The organism is Paraperibacillus esterisolvens, from assembly GCF_046237625.1.
Classification (GTDB): domain Bacteria; phylum Bacillota; class Bacilli; order Bacillales; family DSM-1321; genus Paraperibacillus; species Paraperibacillus esterisolvens.
In genome coordinates this window covers 2,503,305-2,518,078 of sequence record NZ_CP143545.1, presented here as the reverse complement: position 1 = coordinate 2,518,078, position 14,774 = coordinate 2,503,305, and the positions used below count along the sequence as shown (strand labels likewise).

Here is a 14,774-nt window from a genome sequence, read left to right as displayed (position 1 = left end):
TAACGCTTTACAGTTTCAGAAACCTTTGAAAGGGAATAATGACAGTGGAAAAGGCCATACTAATGGATAAAAATGGAGGCTGATAATCATGAAAACTGTCAGGGAATATATGACATCAGACGTAACCTTCTGTACAACGTTGGATAATGTTTACGAAGCTGCATTGAAGATGAAAGATAACGATGTTGGAATCATCCCGGTATTAGAAGACGATGAGCTTGCCGGTGTATTGACAGACCGTGACCTGGTTGTAAGAGGAATAGCCGGTAAACATCCGGGATCGACTAAAGTCACCGATATCATGACTCGGGAAATTTATACAGCTGCTCCTGATATGAGTATAGAAGAGGCGCTTGAGCTGATGGCCAGCCGGCAGGTGAAGCGGCTCCCTGTGGTTGACGATGGCAGGCTGGCAGGCATCATAGCACTGAAGGATATAGCCGTCCATCAGGATACCATTGCGGAAGCAGGACATACCTTGTCCGAAATATCAGAGGGGCATGGCAATAACTTTAATTGATATCAGAGAATCAGCTTTCACACGAAAGCTGTTTTTTTTTGCCGGACCGGGCCCTTAAGTTTCTCTCTTGGAAACTTTTGTGATTTAATGAAGTTACTATACAACAAAGGGGTGGACTCGCCTGAATAAGCTGTCTGTATCTGTTTTATCCATAGCCGCCCTGCTGCTTCTTTGCCTCTATCTTGGAGGCTTTGTGTATGCTGTCAACAATAATCTGAACGGGCAGCCTCAAGAGGATGGAGCTCTTCTAGAGAAAGAGAGCCAGGAAAAAGAAGCAGGCAGGGAGATAAGGGTCGCTGCAATCGGAGACTCTTTGACAAGGGGAATCGGTGATGAAAGCGGTAAAGGATATATTGGGTATTTAACCGATGAAATAAAAGAGAAAACAAAGAAAAAGGTTGTTGTCCAGAATCTAGGCATCAGCGGACAGCGTTCAAATCAACTTCTTTCACAAATAAACACCAAATCCATAAAGGAACGTCTGTCAGAGGCAGATTATGTGCTGATTACCATCGGGGGCAATGATCTGTTTCAAGGCGGTCAGACGCTGGCCGATTTTAACCAGGAAAAAATAAGGAAGATACAAGAGAAATATATTCAAAATATCAAGGCAATACTTTCCGGAATCAGGAAAGAAAATCCGGACGCAGTCATTTTCCTTGCGGGTTTATATAACCCGTTCATCGAAATGGATAATGGAAAGGAAACCTCTGCCATTGTCCGCGGCTGGAATTTCAAGACAGCCGAGACAGCCGCCGATTTTAAGAAAACGGTGTTTGTGCCTACCTTCGATTTATTTGAACTGCAGGTAAACGACCTTCTTTATACCGATCATTTTCACCCCAACACGAAAGGGTACCGCCTGATAGCTGAAAGAGTTGCAGCTTTGCTGACTTTGTAAGGAGGAACTGATGTCATCTATTACACTCTCCGTTAAAAATGTGAAAAAAAGAATAGGCAGAAAAGAAATTATCAAGGGACTCGACTTTAATTTATACGAGGGAGAAGTTTTTGGTTTCCTTGGTCCGAATGGCGCAGGCAAAACAACAACGATCAGGATGCTGACCGGGCTGATTAAGCCTTCTTCAGGGACGATCAACATCTATGGCTATGATCTGCAGAAGGATTTTACAAAGGCCATGATGCACCTTGGATGCATTGTGGAAAATCCAGAATTGTATCCTTTTCTATCAGGATATGATAATCTGATACACTTTGCACGAATGATCCCAAGGCTTGAAGACAAAAGAATCAGTGAGGTTATATCACTGGTCGGCATGGATGAAAGGATTCATGATAAAGTCAAGACTTATTCCCTGGGGATGCGCCAGCGTCTTGGAATTGCCCAGGCCCTGCTCGGCAGGCCGAAAGTGCTGATTCTTGACGAGCCGACTAATGGCCTCGATCCTGCAGGTATTCGGGAAATGCGGCTATTCATCAGGGAGCTTGCAAAAACAGAGGGCCTCAGCGTCCTTGTATCGAGCCATCTGCTGAGTGAAATCCAATTGTTGTGCGACAGAGTCTCCATCATATCAAAGGGTTCGATCATCCAGACCGGGACTGTGAAGGATCTGCTTTCCAATCAGGAAAAACTTTTGTGGAAAGTAGAGCCGGCTGAAGAAGGCATGGAGATATTAAAGCAGTTTACTTCAGCAGAAGAAGACGGCGGAGTCATTGTTACTGAATACACCCCTGGAAAAGCTGCTGAATGGAATGAAGCCCTCGTGAAAGCGGGTGTGAGGGTTATGGAAATGAACCGCCGTCTTCCTGCCCTGGAGGATTTATTCCTGGAGCTGACGGGCGGTGACAAAATTGATTAACCTCATCCAGAACGAAATGATGAAACTGATAGCAAGGAAGAGGCTTTACGTTGTGGCTGCAATTCTGACCGTACTGGTCGTTTTATTCACTTATGCTCAGTATCAGACAGTCCAGACACAGCTCAAAAAACTGGGTACGACTGATTGGAAGACCTCCCTTCAGCAGCAGATTATTGATACGCAGAACAGGCTGAATAACAGCCGCATACCCGATGACTTTAAAAAGGAGCTGGAGGTAAGGGTAAAGCAGCAGCAATATTATCTTGATAATGATATCAATCCTGCCGAACCCGGTGCGCCGAGCTTCACAAAGGAATTTCTTGAAAACTCCATCGATTTGCTGCTTCCGCTCCTGATCATGGTAATCGCAAGCGACCTTGTATCCTCAGAATTCAGTATGGGATCCATTAAATTGCTCCTTACCCGGCCGGTAAAACGGTGGAAGGTGCTTCTTAGCAAGTACATCACCCTTCTTTTCGCTATATCACTGATACTGGCGCTGCTTGGTATTGTCTCCTACCTGATTTCAGGCGTTGTATTCGGCTTTAAGGGGTGGACAGCACCGGCATTTACCGGTTTTAAAATCACGGCGGCAGGCTTTGATGCATCCGGCGCCATGATAATCCCGCAATGGAAATTTCTAATGATGGATTTTGGCTTAGTCTGGTTTGCAACAGTAGTTGTTGGAACTCTTTCCTTCATGGTGTCTGTCATGGTCCGCAGTACTGCAGCAGGAATGGGGATTATCCTGGCCCTGTTGATTGCCGGCGCGATCCTGAGCAATATGGTTTCGTCCTGGATATCAGCCAAATACTTATTCATGCTCAACCTGAGGCTGCCCGATTATCTGAATGGCGACCCGCCGCCTATCGAAGGAATGACTCTATCCTTCTCGCTTATTGTTTTGTCAGTGTGGTGGCTGGCGGCACTTATTGCATCCTTCTGGGTGTTTACGAAAAAAGATATATTAAACTGATTTAGAAACTGGAGGACTTGTCATGTTTGAATTTAAAGGAATTGATCATGTCCAGCTGGCAGGGCCAGCCGGGTGTGAGGAGGAAGCAAGGGCATTTTTCAGCGGGATTCTGGGACTTGAAGAAATAGTGAAGCCGGCAAGCCTGAATCAGAACGGCTGCTGGTTCCGCTGCGGGAACCAGGAGATCCATATAGGAATACAGATAGATTTTTCACCTTCTAAAAAAGCTCATCCAGGCTTGCAGGTTACCGGCCTGAAGGAACTGGCAAGAGCCCTCGCTGAAAATGGAGTGGAAGTCAGGGAAGATAAGCCGATTGCAGGGAGAAATAGGGTTTTCGTTGATGATCCTTTTGGAAATCGTATTGAATTCCTTGAATTTATAAGAGAATGATTTTAATATGTGAAACCTTTTCCAGTTTTCAGCGTAAGTAATGGAAACGGGGTGGAGCCTGTCCTATATGAATTTTTGCACTCTACCTATTAAATACAGGGAGCTGAAAAAATGGCTGTTTCTTTAAGCAAGGGACAAAAAGTTGATCTTACGAAAGGCCAGCCCGGATTAAACCATCTGCTTGTCGGTCTGGGCTGGGATCCTGCATCAGGAGGTATGGATCTTGATGCATCGGTATTTCTGCTGGCTGAAAACGGAAAGGTGACCGGTGAACAGGATTTTATTTTTTACAATAATCCCTCAGGCGGTCAGGGGTCTGTCCTCTATAGCGGCGATAACCGGAGCGGACAGGGTGCGTCTGATGATGAACAAATCAGGATTGACTTAGCGCGTGTTCCTCAGCATGTCCATCGGATCGCCTTTACAATTACAATCCATGAGGGTGAGGCGAGGCGCCAGAACTTCGGCATGGTGCAAAATGCTTATGTGCGCGTGGCAAACGAAACGACTTCGCAGGATCTGGTCCGTTACAATCTGGGCCGGGATTTCTCAGTAGAGACGGCAGTTGTTGTGGCAGAATTATACCGCCATAAGGGAGAGTGGAAGTTCTCCGCCACCGGAAGCGGCTTCAGCGGGGGGCTTGCTGCCTTATGCGGCAATTTCGGAATTGAAGTGGAGGCCTCATCAGCTGCCCCTGCCCAGCCGGCTGCATATACACCTGTACAGGGGTATCAGCCGCCCATGCAGCAATCCTTTACTCATCAGCCTCCTCAAGGCAATACCAATACATACGCCAGCCAGCCGCCAATGGGTGCACCCGGCTATTCGCCGATGTATGGCAGCCATGCAGCTGCACAGCCTGCTGCCTCCGGCTTTACTTGTGCAAGGTGCGGATCCCAGAATGTCATGACTGGGAAAAAGGGATTTGGGCTTGGCAAGGCAGCCATCGGAGGCCTTGTACTCGGGCCGGTTGGCTTGCTGGGAGGATTTATTGGCGGAAATAAACTGAAGCTGACCTGCGTAAATTGCAATCATACATGGGAACCGGGAAGCTCAGATATCTCGAAGATTACCGAAACAATAAAAAACCAGGCGAAAAACCTTATCCAGCAGTATAAAACATCTGATTCACTCGAGGCCATCACAGCCGGACTTGCACTTGTGGCAATGGCAGACGGCAGACTGGATCATACTGAAAAGCAGAAAGTCCAGGAATTTATCAGCCAGAATTCTGAACTGAGCTCCTTCGGCACAAATCAGGTAATCTCAAAATTTGATTATTTTGCAGGAAACATGGCCAGAGATTATCAGCGAGGCAAGGATGAAGCCTTCTCAAAGCTGTATAAGCTTCGAGGAAAACCAGATCTGTCCAGGCTGGTTATAAATTATTGTGTTGGAATCGGATATGCAGACGGACATTTTTCATATGAAGAGCAGCAGATGGTTTCAGATATCTGCCGGATGCTTAATTTGAATCCTTCTGAATTTTTATACTAAATTATAGAAGCAGTTTCATGATGTCAGGCGGACATCGTAAAACTGCTTCTATTTTTTTGATTTTTTTCTGGGGATCTTACTCACAGCGGGAAAGCGGGTGTAATGCAGCAGGAGGTAATTTCCAGGTTTAATCTTTATTTTAATTATGTTAGTATAATAATTGAACTGGCGAAACCTAACTGAATGATGGAAAAACCGATGCATAAATATTATTGTAAATCGGAGGGGAAAAGAATGAAAAGAGTTTTAACGGCTTTTTTGATTTGCTTCATGAGTACTTTATCTTTGCTGGCATTCCACCCGGGAGAATCAAAAGCGGCAGCCACTCATAACCCTGTAGTCATGGTACACGGAATAACAGGATCATCATCCAATTTTGAAGCGGTTAAATCTTATCTGGTATCTGAAGGCTGGTCAAAGGATGAAATATATGCTGTGGATTTTTGGGATAAATCAGGAACAAACACCAATAATGCACCTGTATTATCTCAATTTGTAAAAAAGGTACTGAAAGAAACCGGAGCAGATAAAGTGGATATTGTTGCACACAGCATGGGCGGCGCAAATACACTCTATTATATTAAAAATCTGGATGGCGGCGACAAAATTGGCAATGTAGTCACTCTAGGCGGCGCGAACGGTCTTGTCACAAATAAAGCACTGCCTGGAACAGACCCGAATCAAAAAATCCTGTATACATCGATTTTCTCTTCTGCGGACATGATTGTGACAAATGGTCTGTCGCAATTAGAAGGGGGGAAGAACGTACAGATTGATGGAGTAGGACATATCAGTCTTATTTTCAACAGCAGGGTTAACGAATTGATTAAAGAAGGACTAAATGGCGGAGGCCAGAATACAAATTAACGAAAAGAGGCAGACTCATCAGGCGGTTATATCCAGCCTGTGAGACGCCTCTTTCTTTATTAGACCTGCTTAATGGCATTTCCGCTTTCATCAGCATTCCGATCGGTTGATTAACATGTACTTTTAAGTACTTTCCTTTATGAGATCCAGGATTAATAGAAGACTAAAAACACGTATCAAATCCAGCTTAATCAAACATGTGTTAGAAACCAATTTAGGATCTGCTCGATATGATGGATTCTTGCATGCGGCTTGCCGCTCCGTGTAATTTCATGGTTTTCCCCTGGATAAGTGATCAGGCATACTTCCTTTTGCTGTCTTTTCAAAGCCGCGTAAAATTCTTCCGCCTGCTGAACGGGGCATCTATAATCATTTTCCCCATGCAGGAGGAGGAGCGGCGTTTCCACCTTCGAGACGTATTTTAAAGGGGAATGCTCCCAGAGAAGTTCCGGGTCATCCATCACATTTCCTTTCAATTCCCACTCGGTGAAATAATATCCGATATCACTTACTCCATAAAAACTTATCCAGTTGCTGATGCATCGCTGGGAGACAGCCGCCTTAAAACGATCATTCCGTCCGATGATCCAGTTGGTCATAAACCCGCCATAACTGCCCCCGGTTACCCCGATCCGTTCGTGGTCAATGAAATCATAGACTCCAAGTACATGATCGACAGCACTCATCAGGTCCTCATAATCACGTCCGCCATAATCCCCCCTTACAGCATCCGCAAAATCCTGCCCGTACCCTTGGCTTCCCCGTGGATTTGTATAAAGAACTGCATATCCCTGGGAAGCGAGTGTCTGGAATTCATGATAATAAGTATTGGCATACATGGCATGGGGTCCGCCGTGAATTTCCAGAATAAGCGGATACTTTCGGCCTTCTTCGCAGTCCAATGGCTTTAAGAGCCAGCCGTGCAGCTCCTGTCCGCCTGAAGTCCAGGAGAAAGGTTCGGGTGTGTTCATTTTTTTATCCTTTAGGAAGGCATGATTCACAAAGGTCAGCTGCTCCAAATTCCCATTTGTGAGATTAAGATGATAAAGCTCACCTGGACTGTCAGGTCTGCTGACGGCAATCACTGCCTCATGGGTGCTGCCATTGATCGAAAAACCATAAATGTGTTCGGCTTCGACCCTTGAAGGATAGATCGCACCCTCTATGTTTCCATAATAAATGGATGTGCTTCCCCTTCCTGATGAGATGAAATAAAAGCCGCAACTGTCGTCTGTCCATTTTATACCTGTCTCTGAACTGCCTATATGGAAATCTCCAATAGCAGTGTCGCCGGCAAATTCATCCCAATAGGGTGTAAGACATGTAACTTCTTTATGGTGGGAGTCAAAGAGCCAGATTTTAGGCAGTGTAGCACTCTTATACTCCCCGGCATGGCCGGTCATGGCAAGGTATCGGCTGTCCGGCGACCAGGCTGCTTCTGTAAAAAATCCACCTTCCGGGGTAAGTCTGGTTATCTCAAAATTTTCAGTATGTATTGAATATATATCAGAGCCTGGATGGAACTCTTTAGTGTGTTTACCGCTTGCATGGAAGGTGATCCATTCTCCGTCCGGAGACCAGCTGGAAGGACTGCTGTCATATTCGCCGTTTGTTATTTGAGTGCATTCATTTGTATCCAGGTTTACGAGGAACAGCTGCTGTTTTTTTCCATCCTCATAACCGGAAGCATCCGATTTAATCTTAAGATCTTCATATTTTTTAAAAATAGCTTCTCTTTGAGCATACAGAAACTTGACACGGGCAGAACTCAGTATTTTCTTTGAACACGGAGACCAGACTATGCTGCCGGCTCCCTCAGGAAAATCTGTCAGGCACTCCGGCTCACCGCCGGCTGTAGCCATGACATATAGCTGGTTTTTGCCGCTTCTGTCAGATACGAAGGCTATTTTCCTCCCGTCGGGCGACCATCTGGGTGTTTGATTCCGGCTGCTGCCAAAGGTCCACTGAATGGATTGTCTGTCGGCCAGATTCATGATATGGATATGTGAAACATATGTATTCGCTGCTTCATCAGCAATCGTTTTGACAAATGCGGCTCTTTTTCCATCGGGTGAAAGCTGTGGGTCTGTGACCGAAAAAAGCCGGTATATATCCGCTGCAATGATTGAGCTCACTGGAATCCCTGCCTTTTTTTATAAGATGGTTTTAGTTTAGCATACCATGTGCCTGCCGGCCTTAATAAAGATGATATGGCGGGTGATGGCTGTGTCTTTTTAACTTATATAATAATGAAAATTTTTCAAATATATAGTAAAATATAGCTCTGTGCTGTAAAAGGGGGGTACAAAATGAAATTATTAAAAGAAACGCTGCAGCACTTTAAAGCCTATTGGAAAGGGCTGGTTATAGCATTCATCTGCTCGCTGGTCGGTGGTGCCTTCACCATTTTCCCGCCCATTTTGACCGGTAAGATTGTAGATGGAATCGTGTCTGGCATTTCGGGGCAGGTACTTGGATGGATGATTGCAGGGGTAATGGTCTCTTTTCTTTTCAAGGTGCTGTTCGAGTCCCTGCAGGAACTTCTTCAGGTTAGAATAGGCCTGGATGTTATAACAGACATGCAGCTTAGGGCATTCAGACGTCTGCACAAGACACCGATGTCTTTTTTTACGACAACTCCAAGGGGAGATATGCTTTTCAGGCTGACACATGATGTGGAATCCATTCAGAATCTGAATAATACAGTAATCCCCCGTTTCGTTCAGCAATTCATAAGTGCAATTGCTGCATTCTCCGCGGTCATCCCGCTTTATTGGCCGGCTGCAGCCGTAATGGTGTGTGTGTTTGCCGTCTATCTGTATCCGTCATTTAAGCTGGGGACCAGGGTAAGGAAGATGGGAGCTGTACAGCGGGACATGAGCGCTGATATGTACAGCCATTTGCAGGAAAGCATTGAATCCATCCGGCTGGTCAGGACATTTCAGACTCAGGATCAGGAAATCAAGGCCCAGGCCGGGAAGCTTTCTAAATGGAAGGAGTTCTCCATTAAGCTGGCATTGCTTGGCAAGGTCAACTGGCGCCTGGGAAATCTGTTCAACATTGCAACCCCAGGGGTTGTCATGCTTGTTGGCGGTTTGTCAGTATGGCAAAACCAGATTACAATTGGAACGCTGGTGGCAGTTCTAAGCTTTATTCCCATCATGTTTATGCCTGTCAGGTCACTTGCTGAGAATGCCCTGGTCATTCAGCAGGCCATACCCGCCCTGCAAAGGATTTATGAATACTTTGATCTTCCACAGGAGCATAGTGATTCCCTGCCCCAATTCGGTATGATTGAGGGGCATATCTCCATGAAGGATATATGGTTCAAATATCCTGGAAAGGAAGATTACGTTTTAAAGGGTATGGACCTTCAGGTAGCGGCAGGAAGTCATATCGGCATAGTGGGAACAAGCGGGGGAGGCAAGAGCACCCTGATCCAGATCCTGCTAGGCCTTTATAATCCTGACCGGGGGACCGTACATATCGATAGAAAAAATTTATATGAGCATGACCGTAACTCCTTCCGGCGCCAAGTAGGGGTGGTTTCACAGGAAACCTTCCTGCTGAACACCACCTTAAGAAAAAACCTTCTATATGGACGGCCGGAAGCAGAGCAGGAAGAGCTGGATCAGGCATGTGAAGCGGCGGGTCTGACAGGGCTCATTCATTCTCTGCAGGACGGCTATGAGACTCTGGTCGGAGAAAGGGGCCTAAAGCTGTCCGGAGGACAGAGGCAGAGAGTAGCGCTGGCACGTGCCATACTGCGCCATCCTCCCATCCTGATTTTTGATGAAGCCACTTCCTCTCTCGATGGGGAAACAGAAGAGCGCGTCCAGGCTTCGCTTGAGCAGCTTATTCCAGGGAGGACGGCCATCACGATTGCACACAGGCTCGTCACTGTCAGGGATGCTGATAAGATTCTGCTGCTTGATGCAGGCAAGGTTGCCGAAGAAGGCACACATGAAGAATTGCTTGCAAGAAAGGGCAAGTATTATCAATTGTATATGGCTCAATACAGTGAGCTTGAAAAGGAGAGTGCCATATGAAACAATCCGAGCTGCCAAAAAAAGCCGGAGACGGCAGACGGGTCATCCAATTTTTAAAGCCCCACAAGAAATGGGTGTTCGCTGATTCATTCGTCATTGCCGTCAGCCAGGTTTTTTCAGCTCTTATCCCAACGCTTGCTTTAAGCTGGCTGGTGGATTCAATCATCCCAAATGAGTCAAACGGGCTGCTCTGGGGGCTTATGTCGCTTCTGGTATTTGCTGCAGTCATTGATCTGACCCTTATGGTCATTGATGAGTACTTTTGCCACCATGTTGCAAAATCCGTCACGAACTGGCAGAAGCTGCGCCTGTTCAGCCACTTACAGGTACTGCCTTATTCGTATTTCCACAACAGCCAGACAGGGGAGCTGCTGGCCAGGGTAACCGATGATCCGGATACTCTCCATAATTTTCTGGCATGGGAAGGTTCAACATTCATGGCCGCCTGCCAGGGGGTCATTTTATACAGCATAGTGCTTTTATGGATACATCCTTATTTAATGCTTGCAAGTGTTGTCCTGGGCGTCCTGTTCTACTGCACATCCAACCTTGCCGGTTCAAAAATGAGAACGGCATCAGCAGATGCAAGGAGGGAGGCATCAAGATACCTCGAGCGCCTGCGTGAATCTGTGACAGGCATACACTTGTCCCGGGTGCTTGGTGTTTCAGATAACGAAGTGGACAGCGTAGCAGAAATCCGCAGATCCTATGTAAAGGAAGCGAGGCTTGAGCTGATCGCCAGGATGAAATCTGTGGTGGTTATAGGAAGTTTCAATGGATTTGTCCTTGCTGCTGTATATGGCATAAGTGTCTTCCTTATCTGGGACGAAGCTCTTACAACCGGGCAGATGCTGACTGCAGGCGGTCTTGTAACCATTGCTGCCAATGAAATTCAGAGGCTTCTGCGTAATTGGCTTTCTGTAAGGAGAACCGGCCCTGCCCTGGACCGTTCAGAACTGCTTCTGGCAGAAGAAACTTCAGCGGCAGAGACGGAGACTGGAAGGACAATCAGCGGCCTGAAGGGAACACTCACCTTCGAGAACGTAGGATTTACTTATCCAGGCAAGAATGATCCCGTATTGAGAAGCATCTCCTTCCAAGCAGGCCAGGGAGAAGCAATTGCCCTGGTAGGTCCAAGCGGTTCAGGAAAATCCACCACCATTGATCTGCTCCTCCGCTTGTACGATGCAGACAGGGGAAGGATTCTAATCGACGGGCAGGATATCAGAGAACTAAATGCAGGATGGCTTCGTTCACAATTTGCTATCGTCTCTCAGGATATCCAGCTCAGGAACGGGAGTCTTGCTGAAAATCTGCGGATGGCCAGGGAAGAGGCATCAGATGAAGAGCTCATTGGAGCGCTGTACGACAGCGGGCTGAAGGAATACTACGAGTCACTCCCACTGGGGCTCAAAACTAATGTAGGGGAAAGGGGCAGCCTGCTCTCGGGGGGACAGAAACAGCGTCTGTCACTTGCGCGTGCCCTGGTGCGGAATGCTCCATTCCTGATCCTGGATGAAGCCAGCTCTGCGCTTGATCCAATTACTGAGGCACAAATTAATAAGGCGGTCGCTTCAAGAAGGAAGAAACAGACAGTAATCATCATATCTCACCGCCTTTCCACCGTTCTTTCTGCAAACCGGATTGTTGTGATTGAGAATGGAGTTGTCGTTAATGAGGGGAGTCATGAGGAATTGCTCAATACGCAAAATGGTGTGTACTCAAGGCTATTCAGAAGAGAAGCTGAAATCGGCGGGAATGTCTACCTCAATCATGTTTGAACCATAATGGGCTGGAGCAGTGCGGATACGCACTGCTCTATTTTTTCTTAAAAAGAGAGAAAAGCCCTTTTTTCTTTTTTTCAGTTACTGGCTTGAATGTATCGGGAGTATCTTTTATGAAAATATCTTCTACATCTACTGCATATGGAGCGGCAAGTACCAGCCCAATGTCTGTTTCATGATCAAGGTTTGATACAAGTTTATAGGAAATCCCTGCTTCTTTTGCCGCTTTCACATATTTACTTAGATGAGTATAAGACATTTCACCGTTCAGCAATAAGGATGCATCTTTATTTTCTTTACAGGCTTGAAGGATCTGTGGGTAAATATTCTTTTTAACCACCTGGCCTTTGTATAGCGCTGCAATGACCCTCTCGCGGAAGGTGCCTAAAAACATCCGCTTTTCTTCAGGTTTCAGCTCCTTTTCCCCGTAAATGCCTTTTTCGATATAATCATCCACATTATCTGATGGCATGGTTTCCCTCCTGACAGTAAATAATCGTTATAGTATATGTGTTTGCAAATTAAACGGGAATTAACCAGCCGGGAGGGACAGTCGGTGTAAATATTTTTAATTGGGTAAGGGCATCTTACAAATTAAGGAGGTGTTAGCATGGCAAAGATAGGTGTAGAGCAGTCGTTGACAAATGTGTCTGAAGCATTGCGTGGGCGCGGCCATGAAGTAATTGAATTAAAACAGGAATCGGACGCGGCAGGGTGCGATGCATGCGTGATCACCGGACTGGATTCAAATGTTATGGGTATGGCCGATGTTTCAATTCAAGGATCAGTTATTGAAGCGAACGGATTGACTGCCGAAGAAGTATGCTCCCATATCGAAAACAGCCTGAGTTAAAAATAAAGGGGAGTGAACAGTATTTTGTCCACGCCGCCTTTTTTGCATGAAAGGAGCAGCTGTAAATGTCTGACCAAAATAAGAAACAGGATCTAATCGACGGGCGATATGAAACAGACGACAAACGAAAGATTGACACAATCGGCGATGCAGCAGGACCTGTTGCATCACACCGAAAAGAAAAGAAGAAAGATAAGCAATAAAAAAATGGGCCGGCGGCCCATTTTTCTATTGCAGAATTATAAACCCATGCGGACCAATAAGAAGGGTGTCATCCTCCATTTTAACCGGATGATCCGCAAGCAGACTTTTCAGCTTCCTGCCGGTGAAGCTTTCCGGAAGGCTGACAGAAACTTGTTCGGCTGAGCTATTAAGAATGAATAATATTTTTTGGTCATCATGTGTCTTTGTGTAAATGACAATACCCTTTTCTTCCTGGCCATCCAGAAATTCCAGCTTCCCTTGGTTGCCAAATGCAGGATTTGATTTTCGCAGGGAAATCAATTGCTGGACAAATTTAAATAAATCTCTGTCCTGATTTTCCTCATCCCACTCCATACAAGCACGGCACCCGGGATCATTGCTGCCGGCCATTCCTATCTCGTCTCCATAATAAATACAAGGAGATCCTGTAAAGGAAAGCTGGAATACATATAAGAGCTTCACTTTTTCTTTATTATTGCCGCAGACCGTCATGATTCTAGGCGTATCATGGCTGTCAAGGAGATTGAAGGCAACCTCATTTACATTTTGCGGATACATATTCTGAAGCTCAATGATGTTACTCTTAAACTGGCCAGGATTCATTTCAGCGGATCCCAGGAATTTCAGGGCCGAGTTCGTAAAGAGGTAATTCATCACCGCGTCGAATTGGTCACCCTGCAGCCAGGGCATAGAGTCATGCCAGATTTCGCCGAGGATATAGATGTCAGGATTTATGGCCTTTACTTCTTTTCTGAAATCACGCCAGAAGGCGTGATCCACTTCATTGGCAACATCAAGTCTCCAGCCGTCAATATTAAATTCTCGTGCCCAATACCTGCCGACTTCAAGAAGATATTCCCTTACTTCTTCATTTTCAGTGTTCAGCTTTGGCATATCCGGAGTGAAAGCGAATGTATCAAAGCTTGGCGGCTCATTGACGATAGGGAATTCACGCACATGGAACCAGTCCTTAAATGGTGACGCCTCGCCTTTCTCCAGCACATCCTGCCACTGCGGGAATTGAAAGCCTGAATGATTAAATACAGCATCAAGCATGATTCTGATACCGCGCTTATGACATTCATCGACAAGTCTCTTCAAGGTCTCCTTATCGCCGAATTGGGGATCTATTTCCATATAATCGATGGTGTCATACTTATGATTGGAAGTTGCTTTAAAGATAGGGGTGAAATAGATTCCGTTGATCCCTAATTCATCTAAATAATCGAGATGATCAATGACTCCCTGAAAATCTCCCCCAAAAAAGTTATTTACCTTCGGTTCTGTACTGCCCCATGGAAGGGCGCCTTCAGGATTGATAGACGGATCGCCATTTCCAAATCGCTCAGGAAAAATCTGATACCAGATCGTATCCTTCACCCATTCGGGAGCAGAAAATACATCTGCAGGATTCAAGAATGGGAATACAAAATAATAAGCATTATCATTTGTCAGGAAAGTATCCAGAAATCCTTTTTCAGAATAAATGAGGGTTTCGCTGCCGCTGCAGAGCTCAAAACCGTATCTCAGCCTTCTATATGGAGGCTTGACTGCAATGAACCAAAAATCAAATAAGCCGGAGCTCCCGTTCTTTTCCATCTGCACGGATTCTGTCACCCAGCTTCCGTCCTCCCAGACATAAGGATCCCCGAAAATCAGGTTTACTTTTTCGACATCATCTTTTTTGGTGCGAAGTCTAATATGTATGGTTTCATTGTCATATGCATACGCAAAATTATTCTTTGGACGATGATAAACTGCTTCCTTAAGCATGAAAATCCTCCCTTTTTTTAAAAAACCCTTTTATTCTGCA

At 45.7% G+C, this 14,774-nt stretch carries 14 protein-coding genes; 11 read left to right on the top strand and 3 right to left on the bottom strand.

From position 1 onward, the window contains the following. Positions 1–88: 88 nt before the first annotated feature. The 7 genes from V1501_RS12705 to V1501_RS12675 all read left to right on the top strand — a co-directional run bounded on the left by V1501_RS12705 (position 89) and on the right by V1501_RS12675 (position 6,071). Positions 89–520, top strand: a complete 432-nt coding sequence (locus tag V1501_RS12705) for a CBS domain-containing protein (RefSeq protein ID WP_409288617.1) — start codon at positions 89–91, stop codon at positions 518–520. 193 nt (positions 521–713) lie between these two features. Further along, positions 714–1,421 carry an SGNH/GDSL hydrolase family protein gene (locus tag V1501_RS12700; protein WP_409288616.1) on the top strand — a complete coding sequence of 236 codons (708 nt, stop codon included), beginning with the start codon at positions 714–716 and terminating at the stop codon, positions 1,419–1,421. A 10-nt stretch (positions 1,422–1,431) separates the two neighbouring features. Then, positions 1,432–2,340, top strand: a complete 909-nt coding sequence (locus tag V1501_RS12695; protein ID WP_409288615.1) for an ABC transporter ATP-binding protein — start codon at positions 1,432–1,434, stop codon at positions 2,338–2,340. After that, the gene (locus V1501_RS12690; protein WP_409293343.1) at positions 2,333–3,316 is read left to right on the top strand and encodes an ABC transporter permease subunit; all 984 of its coding nucleotides are present in this window, start codon (positions 2,333–2,335) and stop codon (positions 3,314–3,316) included. Before V1501_RS12695 ends, V1501_RS12690 begins: the two co-directional genes overlap by 8 nt. 22 nt (positions 3,317–3,338) lie before the next feature. Beyond that, entirely contained in the window at positions 3,339–3,707 is a 369-nt protein-coding gene (locus V1501_RS12685; protein WP_409288613.1) for a VOC family protein, read from the top strand. 111 nt (positions 3,708–3,818) lie between these two features. Continuing rightward, a complete protein-coding gene (locus V1501_RS12680; protein ID WP_409288611.1) occupies positions 3,819–5,204 on the top strand; it encodes a TerD family protein in 1,386 nt (461 codons plus the stop codon). 234 nt (positions 5,205–5,438) lie between these two features. Next, the gene (locus tag V1501_RS12675) at positions 5,439–6,071 is read left to right on the top strand and encodes an esterase/lipase family protein (protein ID WP_409288609.1); all 633 of its coding nucleotides are present in this window, start codon (positions 5,439–5,441) and stop codon (positions 6,069–6,071) included. A 191-nt stretch (positions 6,072–6,262) separates the two neighbouring features. Here the strand turns inward: V1501_RS12675 and V1501_RS12670 are convergent, their stop codons facing one another. After that, positions 6,263–8,206 (bottom strand): S9 family peptidase, encoded by a 1,944-nt coding sequence (locus V1501_RS12670; protein WP_409288608.1) that lies wholly within the window; start codon positions 8,204–8,206, stop codon positions 6,263–6,265. 174 nt (positions 8,207–8,380) lie between these two features. Here V1501_RS12670 and V1501_RS12665 point away from each other — a divergent pair, with 174 nt between their 5' ends. Together V1501_RS12665 and V1501_RS12660 are read left to right on the top strand one after the other, a co-directional pair. Next, the gene (locus tag V1501_RS12665; RefSeq protein WP_409288606.1) at positions 8,381–10,120 is read left to right on the top strand and encodes an ABC transporter ATP-binding protein; all 1,740 of its coding nucleotides are present in this window, start codon (positions 8,381–8,383) and stop codon (positions 10,118–10,120) included. Next, positions 10,117–11,901 (top strand): ABC transporter ATP-binding protein, encoded by a 1,785-nt coding sequence (locus tag V1501_RS12660; RefSeq protein WP_409288605.1) that lies wholly within the window; start codon positions 10,117–10,119, stop codon positions 11,899–11,901. The genes V1501_RS12665 and V1501_RS12660 overlap by 4 nt, the downstream gene beginning before the upstream one ends. A 37-nt stretch (positions 11,902–11,938) precedes the next feature. Here V1501_RS12660 and V1501_RS12655 read toward each other — a convergent pair whose 3' ends face one another. Next, the gene (locus V1501_RS12655) at positions 11,939–12,376 is read right to left on the bottom strand and encodes a YueI family protein (RefSeq protein ID WP_409288603.1); all 438 of its coding nucleotides are present in this window, start codon (positions 12,374–12,376) and stop codon (positions 11,939–11,941) included. A gap of 138 nt (positions 12,377–12,514) precedes the next feature. On the opposite strand from V1501_RS12655, the gene V1501_RS12650 reads away from it, so the two are divergent. After that, complete coding sequence (locus V1501_RS12650) at positions 12,515–12,757, top strand: YkuS family protein (RefSeq protein ID WP_409288602.1); 243 nt, start codon at positions 12,515–12,517, stop codon at positions 12,755–12,757. A gap of 65 nt (positions 12,758–12,822) precedes the next feature. Continuing rightward, a complete protein-coding gene (locus V1501_RS12645; protein ID WP_409288601.1) occupies positions 12,823–12,960 on the top strand; it encodes a hypothetical protein in 138 nt (45 codons plus the stop codon). Positions 12,961–12,985: 25 nt separating this feature from the next. Here the strand turns inward: V1501_RS12645 and V1501_RS12640 are convergent, their stop codons facing one another. Beyond that, positions 12,986–14,734 carry a glycoside hydrolase family 13 protein gene (locus V1501_RS12640; RefSeq protein ID WP_409288600.1) on the bottom strand — a complete coding sequence of 583 codons (1,749 nt, stop codon included), beginning with the start codon at positions 14,732–14,734 and terminating at the stop codon, positions 12,986–12,988. Positions 14,735–14,774 lie beyond the last annotated feature (40 nt).